The organism is Enterobacter sp. GD03975, assembly GCF_029838645.1.
Lineage (GTDB): Bacteria > Pseudomonadota > Gammaproteobacteria > Enterobacterales > Enterobacteriaceae > Enterobacter > Enterobacter quasihormaechei.
Genome location: NZ_JAOBZC010000007.1, coordinates 117377 through 136769 on the forward strand (window position 1 = coordinate 117377; position 19393 = coordinate 136769).

At 58.2% G+C, this 19393-nt stretch carries 14 protein-coding genes; 6 read left to right on the forward strand and 8 right to left on the reverse strand.

Annotation, left to right across the window (positions count from 1 at the left end; all coding sequences use genetic code 11):
* The first annotated feature begins 130 nt into the window (after window positions 1-130).
* Genes glpE through N5C09_RS13600 form a run of 3 tightly spaced genes read left to right on the forward strand, consistent with a single transcriptional unit; the run spans window position 131 to window position 2116 of the window.
* Window positions 131-463, forward strand: a complete 333-nt coding sequence (gene glpE / locus N5C09_RS13590; RefSeq protein WP_063865391.1) for a thiosulfate sulfurtransferase GlpE — start codon at window positions 131-133, stop codon at window positions 461-463.
* 47 nt (window positions 464-510) lie between these two features.
* Window positions 511-1341 (forward strand): rhomboid family intramembrane serine protease GlpG, encoded by an 831-nt coding sequence (gene glpG, locus N5C09_RS13595; RefSeq protein WP_279749220.1) that lies wholly within the window; start codon window positions 511-513, stop codon window positions 1339-1341.
* Window positions 1342-1357: 16 nt separating this feature from the next.
* Complete coding sequence (locus N5C09_RS13600; protein ID WP_063865393.1) at window positions 1358-2116, forward strand: DeoR/GlpR family transcriptional regulator; 759 nt, start codon at window positions 1358-1360, stop codon at window positions 2114-2116.
* A gap of 81 nt (window positions 2117-2197) precedes the next feature.
* Here N5C09_RS13600 and malT read toward each other — a convergent pair whose 3' ends face one another.
* Window positions 2198-4903: an HTH-type transcriptional regulator MalT gene (malT, locus tag N5C09_RS13605; protein WP_063865394.1), complete on the reverse strand. Its 2706-nt coding sequence runs from the start codon at window positions 4901-4903 to the stop codon at window positions 2198-2200.
* A 572-nt stretch (window positions 4904-5475) separates the two neighbouring features.
* On the opposite strand from malT, the gene malP reads away from it, so the two are divergent.
* Together malP and malQ are read left to right on the forward strand one after the other, a co-directional pair.
* Window positions 5476-7869 (forward strand): maltodextrin phosphorylase, encoded by a 2394-nt coding sequence (malP, locus tag N5C09_RS13610; RefSeq protein ID WP_193036003.1) that lies wholly within the window; start codon window positions 5476-5478, stop codon window positions 7867-7869.
* Window positions 7870-7878: 9 nt separating this feature from the next.
* Window positions 7879-9957, forward strand: coding sequence for a 4-alpha-glucanotransferase (gene malQ / locus N5C09_RS13615; protein ID WP_279749221.1), 2079 nt, complete (start codon window positions 7879-7881; stop codon window positions 9955-9957).
* An 87-nt stretch (window positions 9958-10044) separates the two neighbouring features.
* Here the strand turns inward: malQ and gntT are convergent, their stop codons facing one another.
* The 3 genes from gntT to gntX form a co-directional block, all read right to left on the reverse strand.
* Complete coding sequence (gntT, locus tag N5C09_RS13620; RefSeq protein ID WP_063449523.1) at window positions 10045-11361, reverse strand: gluconate transporter; 1317 nt, start codon at window positions 11359-11361, stop codon at window positions 10045-10047.
* A gap of 363 nt (window positions 11362-11724) precedes the next feature.
* Window positions 11725-12300, reverse strand: a complete 576-nt coding sequence (gene nfuA / locus N5C09_RS13625) for a Fe-S biogenesis protein NfuA (protein ID WP_063449522.1) — start codon at window positions 12298-12300, stop codon at window positions 11725-11727.
* A 61-nt stretch (window positions 12301-12361) separates the two neighbouring features.
* Complete coding sequence (gntX, locus tag N5C09_RS13630) at window positions 12362-13042, reverse strand: DNA utilization protein GntX (protein ID WP_279749222.1); 681 nt, start codon at window positions 13040-13042, stop codon at window positions 12362-12364.
* A 36-nt stretch (window positions 13043-13078) separates the two neighbouring features.
* Here gntX and bioH point away from each other — a divergent pair, with 36 nt between their 5' ends.
* Window positions 13079-13861, forward strand: coding sequence for a pimeloyl-ACP methyl ester esterase BioH (gene bioH, locus N5C09_RS13635; protein ID WP_279749223.1), 783 nt, complete (start codon window positions 13079-13081; stop codon window positions 13859-13861).
* On the opposite strand, the gene feoC is transcribed toward bioH, so the two are convergent.
* The 4 genes from feoC to N5C09_RS13655 form a co-directional block, all read right to left on the reverse strand.
* The gene (feoC, locus tag N5C09_RS13640; RefSeq protein WP_279749224.1) at window positions 13836-14072 is read right to left on the reverse strand and encodes a [Fe-S]-dependent transcriptional repressor FeoC; all 237 of its coding nucleotides are present in this window, start codon (window positions 14070-14072) and stop codon (window positions 13836-13838) included. The two genes, bioH and feoC, sit on opposite strands and share 26 nt — an antisense overlap.
* Window positions 14073-14083: 11 nt before the next feature.
* The gene (gene feoB, locus N5C09_RS13645; protein ID WP_107534077.1) at window positions 14084-16402 is read right to left on the reverse strand and encodes a Fe(2+) transporter permease subunit FeoB; all 2319 of its coding nucleotides are present in this window, start codon (window positions 16400-16402) and stop codon (window positions 14084-14086) included.
* 30 nt (window positions 16403-16432) lie between these two features.
* Window positions 16433-16660: a ferrous iron transporter A gene (gene feoA, locus N5C09_RS13650; protein ID WP_006812243.1), complete on the reverse strand. Its 228-nt coding sequence runs from the start codon at window positions 16658-16660 to the stop codon at window positions 16433-16435.
* Window positions 16661-16979: 319 nt separating this feature from the next.
* Window positions 16980-19310, reverse strand: coding sequence for a Tex family protein (locus tag N5C09_RS13655; RefSeq protein ID WP_279749248.1), 2331 nt, complete (start codon window positions 19308-19310; stop codon window positions 16980-16982).
* Window positions 19311-19393: the final 83 nt, after the last annotated feature.

Consider the following 19393-nt stretch of genomic DNA (forward strand, 5'->3'; position numbering starts at 1 on the left):
AAGGAACGCGCTTTTGGTAACATCAAAAAAACAATTTAGAGTGATATGGATAACATAATGGCGTTTACCCGCCGCCAGGACGTACACTACGGGGTAAAATCTTGTCGTTGACCACTGTAAAGAGAACACCATGGATCAGTTTGAATGTATTAACGTAGAAGAAGCCCATCAGAAGATGCACCAGAAAACCGCGGTGCTGGTGGACATCCGCGATCCGCAGAGCTTTGCCATGGGCCACACGCCGGGCGCGTTCCATTTGACCAACGATACGCTGGGCGCGTTTATGCGCGATAACGACTTCGAAACCCCGGTGATGGTGATGTGTTACCACGGCAACAGCAGTAAAGGCGCAGCGCAGTATCTGATCCAGCAGGGCTACGATGCGGTGTACAGCGTCGACGGCGGCTTTGATGCCTGGCACCGTCATTTCCCGGCAGAAGTAGAATACGCGTTTGAGCGCTGATCCCGCTATACTGTCCCCTTTTGTGTGGAAATAAGCGACCGCTGCCCATGTTGATGATCACCTCTTTTAGCAACCCACGCGTCGCCCAGGCGTTTGTCGACTATATGGCGACGCAGGGCATAATCCTGACTATTCAGCAGCATACGCAGACGGACGTCTGGCTGGCGGACGAAAGCCAGGCCGAGCGCGTGAACGCCGAGCTGGCGCGTTTTCTGGAAAATCCGGGCGACCCGCGCTATCTGGCGGCAAGCTGGCAGTCCGGCCAGACGGGCAGTGGCCTGCACTACCAACGTTTTCCTTTTCTCGCCACCCTCCGCGAGCGCGCAGGGCCGTTTACCCTGCTGCTGATGGCGGCCTGCATCATCGTCTTTATCATTATGAGCGTGGTGGGCGACCAGAGCGTGATGGTTGCCCTTGCATGGCCGTACGATCCCTCCCTGCAATTTGACGTCTGGCGCTACTTCACGCATGCGCTGATGCACTTCTCGGTGATGCATATCCTCTTTAACCTGCTGTGGTGGTGGTATCTCGGCGGGGCGGTGGAGAAGCGGCTCGGCAGCGGCAAGCTGATTGTCATCACGGTGATCAGCGCCCTGTTGAGCGGCTATGTGCAGCATAAATTCAGCGGCCCGTGGTTTGGCGGATTATCCGGCGTGGTTTACGCCCTGATGGGCTACGCCTGGCTCAGAGGCGAGCGCGACCCGGAAAGCGGCATCTATTTACAACGTGGATTAATAACCTTTGCGTTAATATGGCTTATTGCCGGATGGTTTGATCTGTTTGGTATGTCTATCGCCAATGGTGCGCACGTTACCGGCCTGGCGGTCGGGCTGGCGATGGCGCTTGCCGATACGCTCCATGCGCGAAAACGAACATAATTCTCAGGGATAATTGATGAAACAAACACAACGTCATGACGCCATTATCGAACTGGTCAAAAAACAGGGATACGTCAGTACGGAAGAGCTGGTGGAGCAGTTTGCCGTCAGCCCGCAAACCATCCGCCGTGACCTGAACGACCTTGCCGATCAGAACCGTATTCTGCGGCATCACGGCGGCGCCGCCCTGCCGTCCAGCTCGGTAAACACCTCGTGGCATGACCGTAAGGCGACGCAAACGGCAGAGAAAGAGCGTATCGCCCGTAAGGTAGCGAGCCAGATCCCGAACGGCGCGACGCTGTTTATTGATATCGGCACCACGCCGGAAGCGGTCGCCCACGCGCTGCTGGATCACGAGAACCTGCGCGTAGTCACTAACAACCTGAACGTGGCTAACACCCTGATGCAGAAAGATGATTTCCGCATCATTCTCGCGGGCGGCGAGCTACGCAGCCGCGACGGGGGCATTATCGGTGAAGCGACGCTCGATTTTATCTCCCAGTTCCGCCTCGATTTCGGCATTCTGGGGATCAGCGGCATCGACACTGACGGCTCGCTGCTGGAGTTTGATTATCACGAGGTACGCACCAAGCGCGCGATTATTGAGAACTCGCGCCACGTGATGCTGGTGGTGGACCACTCGAAGTTTGGCCGTAACGCGATGGTGAACATGGGCAGCATTGGCCTGGTGAATGCGGTCTATACCGACGTAATGCCGCCGGCGGGGGTGATGCAGGTGATTAAGGATAATAATGTGCAGTTAGAGCTGTGCTAACCGTTTTGTCGGGTGGCGCGGCGCTTACCCGACCTACAAAACCCGTAGGCCCGTGCAAGCGTAGCGCCGCCGGGCAATAAATTACACACCGTACCCCATCATTTTCAACAGCTGCTGCGCATGCTGTACCGCGTCCTGACGGTGCGCCACGCCCAGCTTCTGATACAGATTACGAATGTGCGTTTTGATGGTGGTCGCCGCGACGGCCAGCTCACCGGCTATCTGGTCATTGCTGTAACCGGAGTAGATCAGCCCCAGCACCTGCCATTCACGCTGGGTGAGCGGGCTGGTGCGGATAAGTTCCGGCACTTCCGGATGGTTCAGCAGACGCTCCACGAAATTCTCATCGAAGTGCGCAAACTTGTGGCGGTGATGCTGGTTGATCTCGCGCAGAATGCGCTGGGCGCGATGCTGGTCGAGTTCCGGCAGCGTGTTGAGCTGAATCAGCTGGCGCAACTGCTGGGCCATCACTTCACCTTCAATCACAAAGTGGCTGATAAACCCGGTGCGGTTCGCCAGCTGCAACGCTTCCAGCAGCACGCGCTGGGCATCGTTTTTACGTCCCGCCTGCCAGTAAAGCTGGTTTAACAGCAGCAGGTTGCGGTTCAAATCGCTCATCAGACGCAGGCTGCGGGCGTTTTCATTTAACTCTTCCAGCACAATCTCGGCAGGCTCGAAGTCACCCAGCAGGATCTGTACGCGGGCAATATTGCGCCACTGGCTTTGCAGGAAGTGGTTATTGGCAAACTCTGGCTTAGGCGTCTGACGCAGCCAGTGGGCAGCGGACTTTTTATCGCCGGTCATCTGCCAGTAAATTACCCGGACCTTATCGGCGTTGGACACCCAGTCGCTATGGTACTGCCCATTGCCGAGCAGGTTTTCCAGGCGATTAAGGTGGTTGCGGGCATTATCCAGGTCACCGCGCGCCAGCGAGCACTGTACCAGCAGGGCCAGACACTGGAGTTGCTGTTGAGGCTGGAAGCTCGAAAGCACGTTCAGCCCCTGGCGGGCGCAGCTTTCTGCTTCATCCAGACGCGACCATGCCCACAGCAGCTGAGCGCGAATACGCAACAGGAACTCGTGCATCGGCAGCTGTTCCAGATGCTGTTCACGGATAAGCTGGAACGCTTTCTCCTGGTTTTCCCAGGCAGCTTGCAGGAACCCCTGAGCAAATAAAATCTCGCTTTGCTGGATCAGGCTCCACAGGGCGTAATGCCAGACATCGTGGCGGCGCGCCATCTGTTCGGTTTGCTGCATGAGCGAAAGCGAACGCGTGAGGTCGCCCTTGCAGTGCAGCACTTCGCCGTGCACTGAGGTGGCAACAATGCGGCTGTAAAAATTCGCCAGCGGCAGCTCATCCAGCGCGACCATCGCCAGCCGTTCGGCCTCATCCGGGTCGCCGTCGTTAATCGCTACCTGCGCGCGCAGGGCGTTAAACTCGCCGTGCAGGATGGTATCCATCTCGCTTTCCATCTCCTGCTCGGCGCGCGCCAGCAGGGTGTTCACTTCGCTGTAGCGATGCTGGCTCTGCATCAGCCAGGCCTGGAGCAGCACCAGACGCGGATTCTCCAGCAGGCTCTCCCACGGCAGCGCTTTCAACGACTCTTCCAGCAGCGACAGTTCGCTGTGGTTGAACAGTCCCCACGCGTGATTGAGCAGAATATCGCGCAGCATACCGGCATCCCCCGCGGCCAGCGCGTGGTGGATAGCCTCGCTCGGGAAACCTTGCGCCATCCAGCTTTCGGCGGCGGCGCGGTGAATGTCAGGCAGCTCTGCGGCCAGCTCCCACTGGCAGCGCTGGCGCAGGAAGCTGCCAAACAGCGGATGGTAGCTAAACCATTCACCGGGATCGTCCATGCGCGTCAGGAACAGACCCTGACGTTCAATCTCTTCGAGCTGAAGCTGCCCGTTTTCGATGCCGGTGACGCGCACGATCAGCGCATCGTTCATCGAACGCAGCAGGGAGCTTTTCAGCAGGAAATGGCGGGTGGAGAGGTCAACGCTGTCGAGTACCTCATCCACCAGATAATCCGACAGGTGGCTGGCGTTGATGCCCGCCAGGCGGCGTGCCGACTGGTGCGTCGGGCTGTTGTTTTGCCGCGCGGAGAGGGCAATCAGCTGAAGCGCCGTGGCCCAGCCTGCAACGTCATCACACAGGCGGCTGCTTTCAGACGCCTCGATCGGAGACGTCAGACGGCAGTCAAAGAACTGTTTCGCTTCCTGATGGGTAAAGGCCAGCTGCTGGCTGCCGATTTCCAGCAGCTGATCGCGCACGCGCAGGTTAGCAATGCCCAGCTGCGGAAGGTTGCGCGACAGGACCACCAGCGTCAGGTTTTCCGGCTGATGGCGCAGGAAGAAACGCATCGACTCGTGAATGACCGGGTTCGTGATCAGATGATAATCATCAATCACCACGTACAGCGGGCGATGCCATTCGGCCAGTTCAATAAACAGCTGTGAGAAAAGAGAGGACAGGCTGGCGTACTGGCGCTTCTGCACCATCACCTCGCTGGTGACGCAGTGCCCGTTGGTTGCCTGCTGAATAGCGGCAATTAAGTAGCTGGCAAAACGCTCCTGCTGGTTATCCCCTTCATCCAGGGAGTACCAGCCAAGATCGCTTTTGCCTGCCGCCCACTGTGAAATGAGCGTTGTTTTTCCATAACCCGCAGGACTCGTAACCAGCGCCAGTCGGAAATTATGCGCACCGGAAAGTTTAGCCAGCAGGCGCTCGCGGACCACAGTATGGTCAAGACGAACCGGGCGACTTAATTTGGACGGAATCAACATAGTTTTCACTTCACTGTGGGGAACGAGAAAATTTATTTTTTTTGCGCTTCGTAATTAATACCTATAAGTTCGGCCAATACAGGAACTATTGCAAGTTATGTCTGGGTTTGGAGGCTCTGAATTTGCACTCTGTCACAAAACATTCTCATCTATGTTGGAACTTTTGTTAAATGGCTGGATGCCGCGCTGCTGCTGGCTTGTCTGCATGGCGTACGGCTGCGCTGAAACTGGTTTCAGGAGGAGATAATGACGCTGAAGTTAATAAACTTTGGCAAAGGTTGCGTGGGCTTAATAGTGGTGCCGAATAATCCAGGCGCCCGGAAATCATATTCTTCGTAAGTAATCATTTCAGTCATGATTAATTCCCTCCGAAACGGTATTTCACTTCTTTGACACGCTTCCGGTATATCTTTTTTTGCGAAGCGCACACTCACACAGTGGCCTCGATCACACTTTTATGCTCATCCCCGCTACTCCTCCCTGCCTAATCCCCGACAGGAGGAGGAAGAGGCGCAGTGAGCCAGGCACACTAGCGCCAAATGTGTTTTCTCTCTACAGGATGCCGATTCCCTATGTCACAGCCTACTTTCAACAAAGCTCAATTTCAGGCTGCCCTGACGCGTCAGTGGCAGCGTTTTGGCCTTCATGCTGCAAACGAGATGACGCCTCACCAGTGGTGGCAGGCGGTGAGCGGGGCGCTCGCGGAGCAGCTGGACGCTCAGCCCGTGACGAAGCCTGTTAAGGGCCAGCGTCACGTCAACTACATTTCGATGGAGTTCCTGATTGGCCGTCTGACAGGCAACAATCTGCTGAACCTTGGCTGGTATCAGGAAGTGGGTGACGTGCTGAAAGAACACGACATCAACCTGACCGATTTACTGGAAGAAGAGACGGACCCGGCGCTGGGTAACGGCGGACTGGGACGTCTGGCAGCCTGCTTCCTGGATTCCATGGCAACGGTTGGCCAGTCGGCGATTGGCTATGGTCTGAACTACCAGTACGGCCTGTTCCGTCAGTCATTCGCTGACGGCCACCAGATGGAAGCGCCGGACGACTGGCACCGTAATACCTATCCGTGGTTCCGCCACAACGCGCAGCTGGACGTGCAGGTCGGGATTGGCGGGAAAGTGACGAAGCAAGGGCTCTGGGAGCCGGCGTTCACCATTACCGGTGAAGCCTGGGACCTGCCGGTGCTCGGCTACCGTAACGGCGTGGCGCAGCCGCTGCGCCTGTGGCAGGCGAAGCACGCGCATCCGTTCAACCTGACCAAATTCAACGACGGCGATTTCCTGCGCGCCGAGCAGCAGGGTATCGACGCCGAGAAGCTGACGAAAGTGCTCTACCCGAACGACAACCATCTGGCGGGTAAAAAGCTGCGCCTGATGCAGCAGTACTTCCAGTGCGCCTGCTCCGTGGCGGACATTCTGCGTCGCCATCACCTGGCGGGCCGCAAGCTGGCACAGCTGCCGGACTTCGAAGTCATTCAGCTCAACGACACGCATCCGACCATTGCCATCCCGGAACTGCTGCGCGTGCTGATTGACGAGCATCAACTGAGCTGGGACGACGCCTGGGCCATCACCAGCCGTACCTTCGCCTACACCAACCACACCCTGATGCCGGAAGCGCTGGAGTGCTGGGATGAGAAGCTGGTGAAAACGCTGCTGCCGCGCCATATGCAGATCATCAATAAGATTAACGACCAGTTCAAAACGCTGGTGGAGAAAACCTGGCCGGGCGATAAGCCCGTCTGGGCGAAGCTGGCCGTGGTGCACGACAAGCAGGTGCGCATGGCGAACATGTGCGTAGTCAGCGGTTTTGCGGTCAACGGCGTGGCGGCGCTGCACTCTGACCTGGTGGTGAAAGACCTGTTCCCGGAATACCACCAGCTGTGGCCGACCAAATTCCACAACGTGACCAACGGCATCACGCCGCGCCGCTGGATCAAGCAGTGCAACCCGCTGCTGGCCGGCCTGCTGGACAAGACCCTGAAGAAAGAGTGGGCCAACGACCTGGACCAGCTCATTAACCTGGAAAAATATGCCGACGACGCGAAGTTCCGCGAGCAGTACCGCGCGATCAAGCTGGAGAACAAAGTTCGCCTGGCGGCGTTCGTGAAAATGCGCACCGGGATTGAAATCAACCCGAACGCGATTTTCGATATTCAGATCAAGCGCCTGCACGAGTACAAGCGTCAGCACCTGAACCTGCTGCACATTCTGGCGCTGTACAAAGAGATCCGCGAGAACCCGCAGGCCGACCGCGTGCCGCGCGTGTTCCTGTTCGGTGCGAAAGCGGCGCCGGGCTACTACCTGGCGAAAAACATTATCCTCGCCATTAATAAAGTAGCGGCGGCGATCAACAGCGATCCGAAAGTGGGCGACAAGCTGAAGGTGGTATTCCTGCCGGACTACTGCGTCTCTGCGGCTGAAATGCTGATCCCGGCGGCGGATATCTCCGAGCAGATCTCTACCGCCGGTAAAGAAGCGTCCGGTACCGGCAACATGAAGCTGGCCCTGAACGGCGCGCTGACCGTCGGCACGCTGGACGGCGCGAACGTCGAAATTGCGGAGAAGGTCGGTGAAGAGAACATCTTTATCTTCGGCCATACTGTTGAAGAAGTGAAAGCCATCAAAGCCAAAGGGTACGACCCGGTGAAATGGCGTAAAAAAGACAAAGTGCTGGATGCGGTGCTGAAAGAGCTGGAAAGCGGTAAGTACAGCGACGGCGACAAGCACGCGTTTGACCAGATGCTGCACAGCATGGACAAACAGGGCGGCGATCCGTATCTGGTGATGGCTGACTTCACGGCTTATGTTGAAGCGCAGAAGCAGGTCGACGTGCTGTACCGCGACCAGGACGCCTGGACCCGCGCGTGTATCCTGAACACCGCGCGCTGCGGCATGTTCAGCTCTGACCGCTCAATCCGTGATTATCAGGCCCGTATCTGGCAGGCAAAACGCTAAGGAAGCGCGATGGAGAGTAAACGTCTGGACAGTGCCGCGCAGGCGGCGGGAATTAGCCTCAGTTACATCAATGCGCACGGCAAACCGCAGTCTATTGGTGCGGACACCAAAAGACGTTTGCTGGATGCCATGCATAAAACCGACGCGAAAGCGTCGGGTACGCCAGTGCCGAACGTGAAGGTCTTCACCGCAGGCAAAAAGATGCCGCTGACGGTGGAAGGGCGCGGCGAATTCAGCTGGCTGCTCACCACCGAAGAGGGGCACCAGCACAAAGGCCACGCCACCGGCGGCAAAACGTTCAACCTTCCGGCAAAGCTGCCGGAGGGCTACCACAGCCTGACGCTCACCCAGAATGACGGCCGCTTCCACTGTCGGGTGATCGTCGCGCCGAAGCGCTGCTATGAGCCGCAGGCACTGCTCGAAGGCAAAAAACTGTGGGGCGCCTGCGTGCAGCTCTATACGCTGCGTTCCGACAGCAACTGGGGCATCGGCGATTTTGGTGACCTGAAGAATATGCTGGTATCCGTGGGGGAGCGCGGCGGGGCGTTTATCGGCCTCAACCCGATCCACGCCCTCTATCCGGCTAACCCGGAAAGCGCGAGCCCGTACAGCCCGTCTTCCCGCCGCTGGCTGAACGTGATTTACATCGACGTTAACGCGTTAGACGATTTCAAAAACAGCAAAGAGGCGCAGGCCTGGTGGAAGCTGGACACCACGCAGCAGATGCTGCAACAAGCTCGCGATGCGGAGTGGGTGGACTATGCCACCGTGACCGCGCTGAAAATCGCGGCGCTGCGTCTGGCATGGAAGGGCTTTGCGAAGCGTAACGACGCGCAGATGGCAACCTTCCGCCAGTTTGTGATGCAGGAGGGGGAAAGCCTGTACTGGCAGGCGGCGTTTGATGCGCTGCACGCGTATCAGGTGCAAGAGGACGAGATGCGCTGGGGCTGGCCGGTGTGGCCGGAAGCGTATCAGTCCGTGGATACCCCGGAAGTAAAAGCGTTCTGTAAGACGCATGCCGACGAGGTGGATTTCTATCTCTGGTTGCAGTGGCTGGCGTACAGCCAGTTTGCCGCCTGCTGGCAGGTGAGCCAGGGCTATAACATGCCGATCGGGCTGTATCGCGATTTGGCCGTCGGCGTGGCGGAAGGCGGAGCGGAAACCTGGTGTGACCGTGAACTTTACTGCCTGAAGGCTTCCGTGGGTGCGCCGCCGGACATCCTGGGCCCGCTCGGTCAGAACTGGGGCCTGCCGCCGATGGATCCGCACGTGATGGCGGCGCGTGCCTACGAGCCGTTTATCGACCTGCTGCGCGCGAACATGCAGAACTGCGGGGCGCTGCGTATCGATCACGTGATGTCCGTGCTGCGTCTGTGGTGGATCCCGTACGGTGAAACGGCCGATCACGGGGCGTACGTGCAGTATCCGGTGGACGATCTGCTGTCGATCCTCGCGCTGGAGAGTCAACGTCATCAGTGCATGGTGATTGGTGAAGATCTCGGTACGGTGCCGGTTGAGATCGTCAGCAAGCTCCGCGACAGCGGGGTTTACTCCTACAAAGTGCTCTATTTTGAAAACGACCATGAGAAAACCTTCCGTGCGCCGAAAGCGTACCCAGAACAGTCAATGGCAGTCGCGACGACGCACGATCTTCCTACGCTCAGAGGCTACTGGGAAAGCGGTGACCTGACGCTCGGCAAAACGCTGGGTCTCTATCCTGATGAAGAGGTTCTGCGCGGGCTGTATCAGGATCGCGAGCTGGCGAAGCAGGGGCTGCTGGACGCGCTGCATAAGCACGGCTGTCTGCCGAAGCGCGCCGGGCATAAGGCGTCGCTGATGTCGATGACGCCAACGCTTAACCGTGGCTTACAGCGCTATATTGCCGACAGCAACAGCGCGTTGCTCGGCCTGCAACCCGAAGACTGGATTGATATGGCGGAGCCGGTGAACGTTCCCGGCACCAGCTATCAGTACAAAAACTGGCGTCGCAAGCTCTCCACTACGCTTGAGAAGATGTTTACGGATGACGGCGTGAACAGGCTGATTAAGGATTTGGATAAGCGGCGAAAAGCAGCCGGGAAGAAGTAATAAAAAACCCGCCAGTGGCGGGTTTTTTATTATCAGGTAATGCTCATGTAGGTCGGGTAAGGCGTAGCCGCCACCCGACTTAGGGCATCAGACCACCATATTCAACAGCAGCACCCCGACCAGGCCACACACCGAAATAATGGTCTCCAGCGCGGACCAGGACTTAATGGTTTCACCGATGGTCAGGTTGAAGTACTCCTTGAACAGCCAGAAGCCCGGATCGTTCACGTGGGAGAAAATCACGCTACCGGAACCGACCGCGATAACCATCAGCTCAGGGCTGACGCCCGTCGTGGCAATCAGCGGTGCAACGATGCCGCCCGCGGTGATCGCCGCAACGGTCGCAGAACCCAGCGCAATACGCAGAACGGCGGCGATTGACCACGCCATCAGCAGCGGGGAGACGTTGGTTTCGTGCATCATGGCAGCGATGTATTTATCCACGCCGCTGTCGACCAGCACCTGCTTGAACGCGCCGCCGCCGCCGATGATCAGCAGCATCATGGCGATGATTTTGATGGAAGAGGTCAGCGTGTCGTTGATCTGATCCATGGAGCGACCGCGGTTAAGACCGAAGGTGAACATCGCAATCAATACCGCAATCAGCGTTGCCATTACCGGGTCGCCCAGGAACTCTGCAACGGACAGGAACGCGTGACCTTTCGGCAGAACCATCTCTGCTACGGCACGCATCGCCATCAGGATCACCGGCACCAGTGAGGTCCAGACGCTGACGCCAAAGCCCGGCATCTCTTCTTCTGAGAAGGTTTTGGCGCTGTACAGGCCTTCCGGGATGGGCTTATCAATGCCTTTCAGGAAGCGCGCATAAACAGGGCCCGCCAGGATAACCGTTGGGATCGCCAGAATCGTACCGAACAGCAGGGTTTTACCCATATCGGCGTGGAAGATGGTGGCGATAGCGGTTGGGCCCGGGTGCGGCGGCAGGAAGCCGTGAGTGACGGACAGCGCCGCAGCCATCGGCACGCCCACGAACAGCAGCGGGATGTTGGCGGCAGCGGCGATGGTGAACACCAGCGGCAGCATCAGCACGAAGCCCACTTCATAGAACAGCGCGAAACCGACGGTAAAACCGGTTAAGACCACCGCCCACTGGATATGCTGCTTGCCAAATTTATCGATAAGCGTGGTGGCAATACGCTGCGCGCCACCGCAGTCCGCGAGCATTTTACCCAGCATGGCGCCGAAGCCCATGATCAGCGCCAGGCTGCCGAGCGTACCGCCGACACCGGCTTTGATGGAGCTGATAACTTTAACCAGCGGCATTCCCTGCATCAGACCGACTGCAAGTGCCACCAGAACCAGAGCGATAAATCCGTTCATTTTGAAGCGGATCATCAAGAGCAGTAATAACACAACACCGATAGCGACGATGACTAATGGCATGATTGACCTGGCCTTTGAATTGTTATGGGTAACGTCATTGTTTCAACGACAAATTCCGGTTGTCCCAACTGGGAACAGAGCGTTAACGGCACTCATACTGATGCCTGCGAAAACGTTAAGTTTAGTCGGCTGTTATAGGGGTGTTGAGTGCCCATGGGAATAATACGGGTAACATGCTGTGATTGAGAATCACCCAGGGAGGCAAAATGTGAATTATGAGACGCAGGTCAACATATGGAGTGAGATCGGCGGGAAAACAAAAGCCGGGTGGCGGCTTCGCCTTACCCGGCCTACGAGCCTTGCAGACTGTGTTTGTAGGCCCGGTAAGCGCAGCGCCACCGGGCAATACAGACGGGTACTGAATTAGTAGTAAGAGTGCTCGCCGCGCTGGTGCTCGGTCAGATCGCGCACGCCTTTCAGTTCAGGGAATTCGTTCAGCAGCTGCTTCTCGATCCCTTCTTTCAGGGTTACATCGACCATGGAGCAGCCGTTACAGCCGCCGCCAAATTGCAGGATCGCCAGACCCTCTTCGGTGATTTCCATCAGGGAAACACGTCCACCGTGGCCGGCCAGCTGTGGGTTGATCTGCGATTGCAGCAGATATTCCACGCGCTCCATCAGCGGGGCATCGTCAGAGACTTTACGCATCTTCGCGTTTGGCGCTTTCAGCGTCAACTGAGAGCCCAGCTGGTCGGTAACGAAATCAATCTCCGCATCTTCAAGATACGGCGCGCTCAGCTCATCAACGTACGCGGTGAGCTGTTCAAATTTAAGGGCAGTGTCAGTTGCTTCCACGGCATCCGGAGGACAATAAGAGACACCACATTCTGCATTCGGAGTGCCTGGATTGATCACAAACACGCGGATCTGCGTCCCTTCTTCCTGATTTGCCAGCAGTTTGGCAAAGTGCGCTTGTGCAGAATCGGAAATACGGATCATAGCTTTGGCCTAATAGTTGACTAAATTACCTGGGTATAATCATACGCCCATTGGAGAAGGGCTACAAGGTACGGCACAGACACCATACCTGAACTGACGCGGCGCCGCTTTGCAAAAGCAGTCGGGAAAGTTCAGCGACGGTACTGCCCGTGGTGACGACATCATCCACAATCGCGATATGGAGACCGTTGACCGGCAATTCAAGGCGAAAGGCGTTTTTCAGGTTCCTTTTGCGCAGCCGGGCATTGAGGCGGTGCTGAACCGCAGTGGCATGTACGCGCTTCAGCGCGCAGGCAGCGTACCGACAGCCCAGCCAGCGGGCGAGCGGACGGCACAGCAGGTCGCTCTGATTATAACCCCGCCGCCAGTGGCGACGCCGGAAGAGGGGTACGTTCATAATCAGGTCGATCTTCGGCAGCCCCCGCGTTCGCCGCGCCTGTAAGACCGCCAGTAATAGCAGGCGCGCCAGCGGCTTCGCCAGGCGGGTCTGGCTGGAAAACTTAAACTGATGAACCAGACGGCTCAGCGGCAAAACGTAATCATCCACCGCCACCAGCGCGTGCCACGGCGGCGCTTTTTTCAGGCATCGCCCGCAGGGGAGCGTCTGGCTGACGGCAGGCAAGCCGCATTGCGGGCAGCCCTTCAGCCAGCCCAGCGCGCGCGTACAAACGGAACAGACGCCCCACTTACTCAGCGCAAGCGGCATTCGGCATAGCCAGCACAAGCCGGGCACTGTTAGCATACGCAACCTCCATGTGAAAAAAGAGAACGATAGCTGATGAAGACGCTGTGGTGGCAGACCGTTGGAACGGGAAATTGTCATCTTGTGCTGCTGCACGGATGGGGACTGAACGCCGAAGTGTGGCGTTGCATAAGTGAGGAACTGGCCTCGCAATTTACGGTGCACCTGGTCGATCTGCCGGGGTATGGCCGCAGCCGCGGCTATGGGGCGATGACGCTCGACGACATGGCGAAGCAGGTTCTGGATGCCGCGCCGCAAAAAGCCGTCTGGCTCGGCTGGAGCCTGGGCGGGCTGGTGGCAAGCCAGATTGCGCTGAGCCATCCTGAGCGGGTGCAGGCGCTGGTGACCGTGGCCTCATCACCCTGCTTCAGCACCCGCGAGGCGTGGCCGGGCATTAAACCCGAGGTGCTCGCCGGTTTCCAGCACCAGCTGAGCGAAGACTTCCAGCGGACGGTGGAGCGTTTTCTGGCGCTACAAACCATGGGGACAGAAACCGCCCGTCAGGACGCACGGACGCTGAAGCAGACGGTGCTTTCCCTGCCGATGCCGGACGTTGAGGTACTGAACGGTGGGCTGGAAATCCTGAAAACGGTCGATCTGCGCGAGCCGCTGGCGTCGCTGGCGGTGCCGCATCTGCGTATTTATGGCTATCTGGATGGGCTGGTCCCGCGCAAGGTGGTTCCGCTGCTGGATGCGCTGTGGCCGGAGAGTCAGTCACGGGTGGTTGCCAAAGCGGCACATGCGCCTTTCATCTCTCATCCTGCTGAGTTTTGTTCGGCGCTGTCCGGTTTTATTAGCGAAGCGTCCACCACTCCCTGAGGCAGGCTTTACCTTCCGGGCAATGTTTACAGCTGCCGGACAGACAACCGTCCGGCTCTTCCTGAATGCGCACGACTTTTCCCATGGCATCCAGCCTTTCCAGCATGGCATCGATCATCGGCTGCGGCGTACGCAGGCTGAGGCTGAGCTGCTTCGCCTCCATTCGCCCCTGCAACGCCAGTAAGTCCCGGACCTGAATCAACGATGCCATCGCTTTCCTCCTCAGTGACAGTCGCCCGCAGGGCTGCTACAGCAGGTGGTTGGGGTTTTGCGCGTCGCCAGCAGATTAATGTCAACGCGGCTACGCGCCCGGCGCAGCAGGCCAATCACCAGCACGTTGAACAGGATCACCGCCAGAATGCAGACCAGGCTGTAGCGCGGATGCTGACTGTAATTGACGGTCTGATAAAACACGGTCGCCAGCGAGTAGGCAATGTTCAGCCCCCAGAGAATGGAGAAGCCCATCCAGCCGCGGCTGGACTCGCGGGCAATGGCGCCCATCACCGAGATGCACGGAATATAGAGCAGGACGAAGATCAGGTAGCTGTAGGCCGCTGACGCGCTGCCAAATTTCTGGCCCATCACGCCCATTGCCCCGGTCGCCATTTCGCCGTCGCCTTTGCTGGCTTCAATCGGGTTCGCCAGCACGCTCAGGCTGAAGGTATCTTTCAGGCTCTGCCAGGTCTCTTCCACCGCGCCGAGCAGTTCATCGCCGAGGTGGAACGCTGCCGGATTAAACTCCTCTTCCTGAATATTCTCAGCGGTGTAGAGCGTGTTCAGGGTGCCGACCACCACCTCTTTCGCCATCGCGCCGGTGAACAGGCCCACGGTTGCCTGCCAGTTGTCTTCCTGAACGCCAATCGGTTTGAAGACCGGCGTAATGATCCGGCTGACGGAGGCGAGGGCGGAATCGTTAATGTTGTCCGCCGCCTGGCCGCTCAGGGTGAAGCTGTTCAGGGCGCTCAGGAAAATGCTGACGATAACAATCACCTTACCGGCGCGCAGAACGAAGCCCTTGAGGCGCTGCCATGTCTGAATGACCAGACTTTTCAGGTGGGGAACGTGATACACCGGCAGCTCCATCACGAACGGCGAGGCTTCGCCGCGCATGATGGTGTGCTTCAGCATCAGGCCGGTGAGGATCGCCATCACAATACCCAGCACATACAGGGAGAAGACGGCCAGCGCCCCTTCCTGACCAAAGAACGCCGCGGCAAAGACCGCGAAGATCGCCAGACGCGCGCCGCAGGACATGAACGGCGCCATCATGATGGTCATCAGGCGTTCACGCGGTGCATCCAGCGTACGCGCGCCCATCACGGACGGCACGTTACAGCCGAAGCCGACAATCAGCGGCACGAACGATTTGCCCGGCAGCCCCAGCGCCTGCATCAGGCGGTCCATCACGAAGGCCGCGCGCGCCATGTAACCGGAATCCTCCAGGAAGGAGAGGAACAGGTACATCATGCCGATTTGCGGCACCAGCGGGAGGACGGTGTTGATCCCGCCGCCGATCCCCTGCGCAAGGAAGATAGTCAGCCATTCCGGGAAGTGGAGGGTATAGCCCAGCCACTGAATGCCATGCACGAAGATAGCGACAGAGCCGCCATCAAAGATAGGTTGTAATGCGCCGCCGATGTTAATGGCGAGCAGGAACATCACGTACATCACCAGTAAAAAGATCGGCAAACCGAGGAAGCGGTTGAGCACAATCTTATCCACGGCGGCGGTGAAGCGGCTCGGTTCAGCGGTTAAGGCATTACTGACCACGTCACAGATCGCCGCGATGGCCTGATAGCGCGCATCGGCAATGTGCAGGGCCGGGTCATCCAGCTCGTCGCTCAGGCGGGCCAGCGCAACGTCCAGCTTATCCGCCGCATCGCCTGCGTAGGCGCGGCTGTAGATATCGCCTTCCAGCATTTGCAGGCCAAGCCACAGGCGCTGTCTGGCGGGCATGGTGTTGTCCATCTCCTGCGCCAGTTGTCTGGCTTCGCGCAGCAGCGGCTGGGCGTAGTGCACCAGCTCGACGTCGGCATTGCCCGCGTGGCGGTCAATCGCCAGCTTCAGGGCGTCAATGCCGCGCGCGCGAGTAGAAACCAGCGGAACCACCGGGCAGCCCAGACGGGCGGAGAGGGCGTCGACGTCGATGCGCAGCTTTTGCTTTTCCGCGATGTCGAGCATGTTGAGCGCCACGATGCAGGGAATACCCAGCTCCAGCAACTGTAACGTGAGATACAGATTGCGCTCGAGGTTGGAAGCATCCACCACGTTGATGAGCATATCCGCGTCGCCGCTCAGAATATAGTGGCAGGCAATTTGCTCATCGAGAGAGGTCTGGGAGGAAATCGTAGTGAGGGAATAAGTTCCCGGTAAATCAACCAGCGTGACCTGGTTATCCGTCGTGGTGAACTGGCCTTCTTTGCGTTCAACCGTTACGCCTGCCCAATTTCCCACGCGCTGGCGCGCGCCGGTTAGCTGATTAAATAAGGTTGTCTTGCCGGAATTAGGATTGCCAATTAAGCCAATAGTTAATTTTTTCATTGTAGTAGACTCACTGAAACCGCTGGCTTGTTAACGGGATAAAGATTCAACTTCAATTAATGCGAGATCTTTTTTTCGCAGAACCAGATTAACGCGTCGGGTTTCGATATGAATGGGGTCGCCCAACGGCGCGACGCGCACCACCTGGAATGATGAGCCGGGTAGCATACCCAGTGACAGCAGCTTCTGCCGATAGGCCGGGCTTATCTCACGGGTAAAACCGATAATTTTCCACGCACTGTCTGGAGTGAATTGCATAGCGCCTGATTCCACGAGAGGTTAAATAATCTACACTGCGATGATAATGAGAATAGTTTTTATCAGCAATAATAAAAATGTGACGGGATGTTGTTAAGCGTATTATTTTGCGGTCGGATTGACCTTGCTCAATATTTGCGGAAGTACCGAAAGGGAAGAATAAATGTATTTTGTTAACGGAGTGATAAATAGTGGTTTAAATATGGATACACCATATTTATTTTAATTTCCTGCGGCCTGCTTGCCGGGCGGCACTGCATTTGCCCGGCCTACAAAATCGTAGGCCCGGTAAGCGTAGCGCCACCGGGCATTTACAGATTTAGCGTTTCTTACCCATTGCCGCTGCCAGCGCATCCATCATCGCGCTGTTGCCCGCCGGCTGTGCGTCGCGTCCGCGTGGCTTCGCGGCTTTCGCTGTCGGGCGCTGCTGCTCACGGCCACCGCCATTACCGCCACGGCGCGCGCTGGTGTCGCCCGGCTGCTCGTCCAGACGCATGGTCAGGGCGATACGCTTGCGCTGGAGATCCACTTCCAGCACTTTCACCTTCACGATGTCGCCCGCTTTGACCACGGTGTGCGGATCTTCAACGAACTTGTCGGCGAGGGAAGAGATATGCACCAGACCATCCTGATGCACGCCAATATCCACAAACGCGCCGAAGTTGGTCACGTTGGTCACCGCACCTTCCAGCACCATGCCCGGGAGCAGGTCATTCATGGTTTCCACGCCGTCAGCAAAGGTCGCGGTTTTGAACTCAGGACGCGGATCGCGGCCCGGTTTTTCCAGCTCTTTGAGGATGTCGGTCACCGTCGGCACGCCGAACTGTTCGTCGGTGAAATCCACCGCCTTCAGGTTACGCAGCGCGCTGCTGTCGCCCATCAGGTCTTTCAGCGCCTGCTGGGTGGCGGCCAGAATACGCTCAACGACCGGGTACGCTTCCGGGTGAACGGTAGAGGCATCCAGCGGGTTATCGCCGTGATTGATGCGCAGGAAGCCCGCGCACTGCTCAAACGCTTTCGGCCCGAGGCGGCTCACCTTCAGCAGCTGCTGGCGGTTCTGGAACTGACCGTTCTCATCGCGCCAGGCGACGATATTCTGCGCCATCATGCGGGTTAAGCCCGCGACGCGGGTCAGCAGGGGAACGGAGGCGGTGTTCAGGTCCACGCCGACGGCGTTAACGCAGTCTTCCACCACCGCATCCAGCTTGCGCGCCAGCTGCGTCTGGCTCACGTCGTGCTGATACTGGCCCACGCCAATGGATTTCGGGTCGATCTTCACCAGCTCCGCCAGCGGATCCTGCAAACGACGGGCAATTGAGACCGCGCCGCGCAGGGAAACGTCCAGGTCCGGGAACTCCTGCGCCGCCAGTTCTGAGGCGGAATAGACCGATGCCCCCGCCTCGCTGACGATCACTTTCTGCGCCGTCACTTTCGGGAACTGCTTCTGCACGTCAAGGTAGAAACGCTCGGTTTCGCGGGACGCCGTACCGTTACCGATGGCGACCAGCTCGACGTTATATTTTTCACACAGCGCCGCCACGACCGTCGCCGCCTTAGCCGCCTGGCCGGTGTGCGGGTAAATGGTGTCGGTGGCGACCAGCTTGCCGGTGCCGTCAACGACCGCCACCTTCACGCCGGTACGCAGACCCGGATCGAGCCCCATGGTGGCGCGCAGGCCAGCGGGGGCGGCCATCAGCAGGTCATGCAGGTTACGGGCGAAGACGTTGATCGCTTCGTCTTCGGCGCGCTCGCGCACGGTGCCCATCAGCTCGGTTTCGAGGTGCATCAGCACCTTAATGCGCCAGGTCCAGCTCACCACGCCTTTGCGCCAGCTGTCCGCCGGGGCGTTGTTCAGGCGCAGGCCGAGATGATCGATAATGATCTGCTCGCAGTGGCTCTCTTTTGGCGGCTCGTCAAACTGCGGATCGGCATTCAGGGAGAGTTGCAGCACGCCTTCGTTACGGCCGCGGAACATCGCCAGCGCGCGGTGGGACGGCGCGGTAGAAATCGGTTCGTGGTGATCGAAATAGTCGCGGAATTTCGCGCCTTCTTCCTCTTTGCCGGTCACCACGGTGGAGACGATATGCGCGTTCTTCCACAGGTAATCACGCACTTTGGCCAGCAGCGCCGCGTCTTCGGCAAAACGCTCCATCAGAATGTAGCGAGCGCCGTCCAGCGCGGCTTTGGTGTCCGCTACGCCTTTGTCGGCGTCGATAAATTTGGCGGCTTCGGTTTCCGGGTCGTGAGACGGCTCGTTCCACAGCAGGTCGGCCAGCGGCTCTAGTCCGGCCTCGATCGCGATCTGCCCGCGCGTGCGGCGCTTCGGTTTGTACGGCAGATAGAGATCTTCAAGTTCGGTTTTGCTCAGGGTGCCGTTAATGGCTTTTTCCAGGTCACTGGTCAGCTTGCCCTGCTCGCCGATAGATTTGAGGATCGCCTGACGTCGGTCTTCCAGTTCGCGCAGATAGCCCAGACGCGTCTCCAGGTTACGCAGCTGCGTGTCATCCAGACCGCCGGTGACTTCCTTACGATAACGTGCAATAAACGGCACGGTGTTCCCTTCATCAAGCAGGCGAACGGCAGCTTCTACCTGTTCGGCTCTGGCCTGAATATCACCCGCAATAATGCGGCAGAGCGACTCTTTCATCATGGTCAGTTCATCTTGTGGATCGAAAATCAGGGGGATAGTTATACGGGCTGACACCAAAAAATGCCAGCCGGGGAGGGCGCTCT

Bases quoted from the DNA above. Each gene is read 5' to 3' on its own strand.
- glpE (WP_063865391.1), top strand. From the start codon at position 131: ATGGATCAGTTTGAATGTATTAACGTAGAAGAAGCCCATCAGAAGATG.
- glpG (WP_279749220.1), top strand. From the start codon at position 511: ATGTTGATGATCACCTCTTTTAGCAACCCACGCGTCGCCCAGGCGTTT.
- N5C09_RS13600 (WP_063865393.1), top strand. From the start codon at position 1,358: ATGAAACAAACACAACGTCATGACGCCATTATCGAACTGGTCAAAAAA.
- malT (WP_063865394.1), bottom strand. From the start codon at position 4,903: ATGTTGATTCCGTCCAAATTAAGTCGCCCGGTTCGTCTTGACCATACT.
- malP (WP_193036003.1), top strand. From the start codon at position 5,476: ATGTCACAGCCTACTTTCAACAAAGCTCAATTTCAGGCTGCCCTGACG.
- malQ (WP_279749221.1), top strand. From the start codon at position 7,879: ATGGAGAGTAAACGTCTGGACAGTGCCGCGCAGGCGGCGGGAATTAGC.
- gntT (WP_063449523.1), bottom strand. From the start codon at position 11,361: ATGCCATTAGTCATCGTCGCTATCGGTGTTGTGTTATTACTGCTCTTG.
- nfuA (WP_063449522.1), bottom strand. From the start codon at position 12,300: ATGATCCGTATTTCCGATTCTGCACAAGCGCACTTTGCCAAACTGCTG.
- gntX (WP_279749222.1), bottom strand. From the start codon at position 13,042: ATGCTAACAGTGCCCGGCTTGTGCTGGCTATGCCGAATGCCGCTTGCG.
- bioH (WP_279749223.1), top strand. From the start codon at position 13,079: ATGAAGACGCTGTGGTGGCAGACCGTTGGAACGGGAAATTGTCATCTT.
- feoC (WP_279749224.1), bottom strand. From the start codon at position 14,072: ATGGCATCGTTGATTCAGGTCCGGGACTTACTGGCGTTGCAGGGGCGA.
- feoB (WP_107534077.1), bottom strand. From the start codon at position 16,402: ATGAAAAAATTAACTATTGGCTTAATTGGCAATCCTAATTCCGGCAAG.
- feoA (WP_006812243.1), bottom strand. From the start codon at position 16,660: ATGCAATTCACTCCAGACAGTGCGTGGAAAATTATCGGTTTTACCCGT.
- N5C09_RS13655 (WP_279749248.1), bottom strand. From the start codon at position 19,310: ATGATGAAAGAGTCGCTCTGCCGCATTATTGCGGGTGATATTCAGGCC.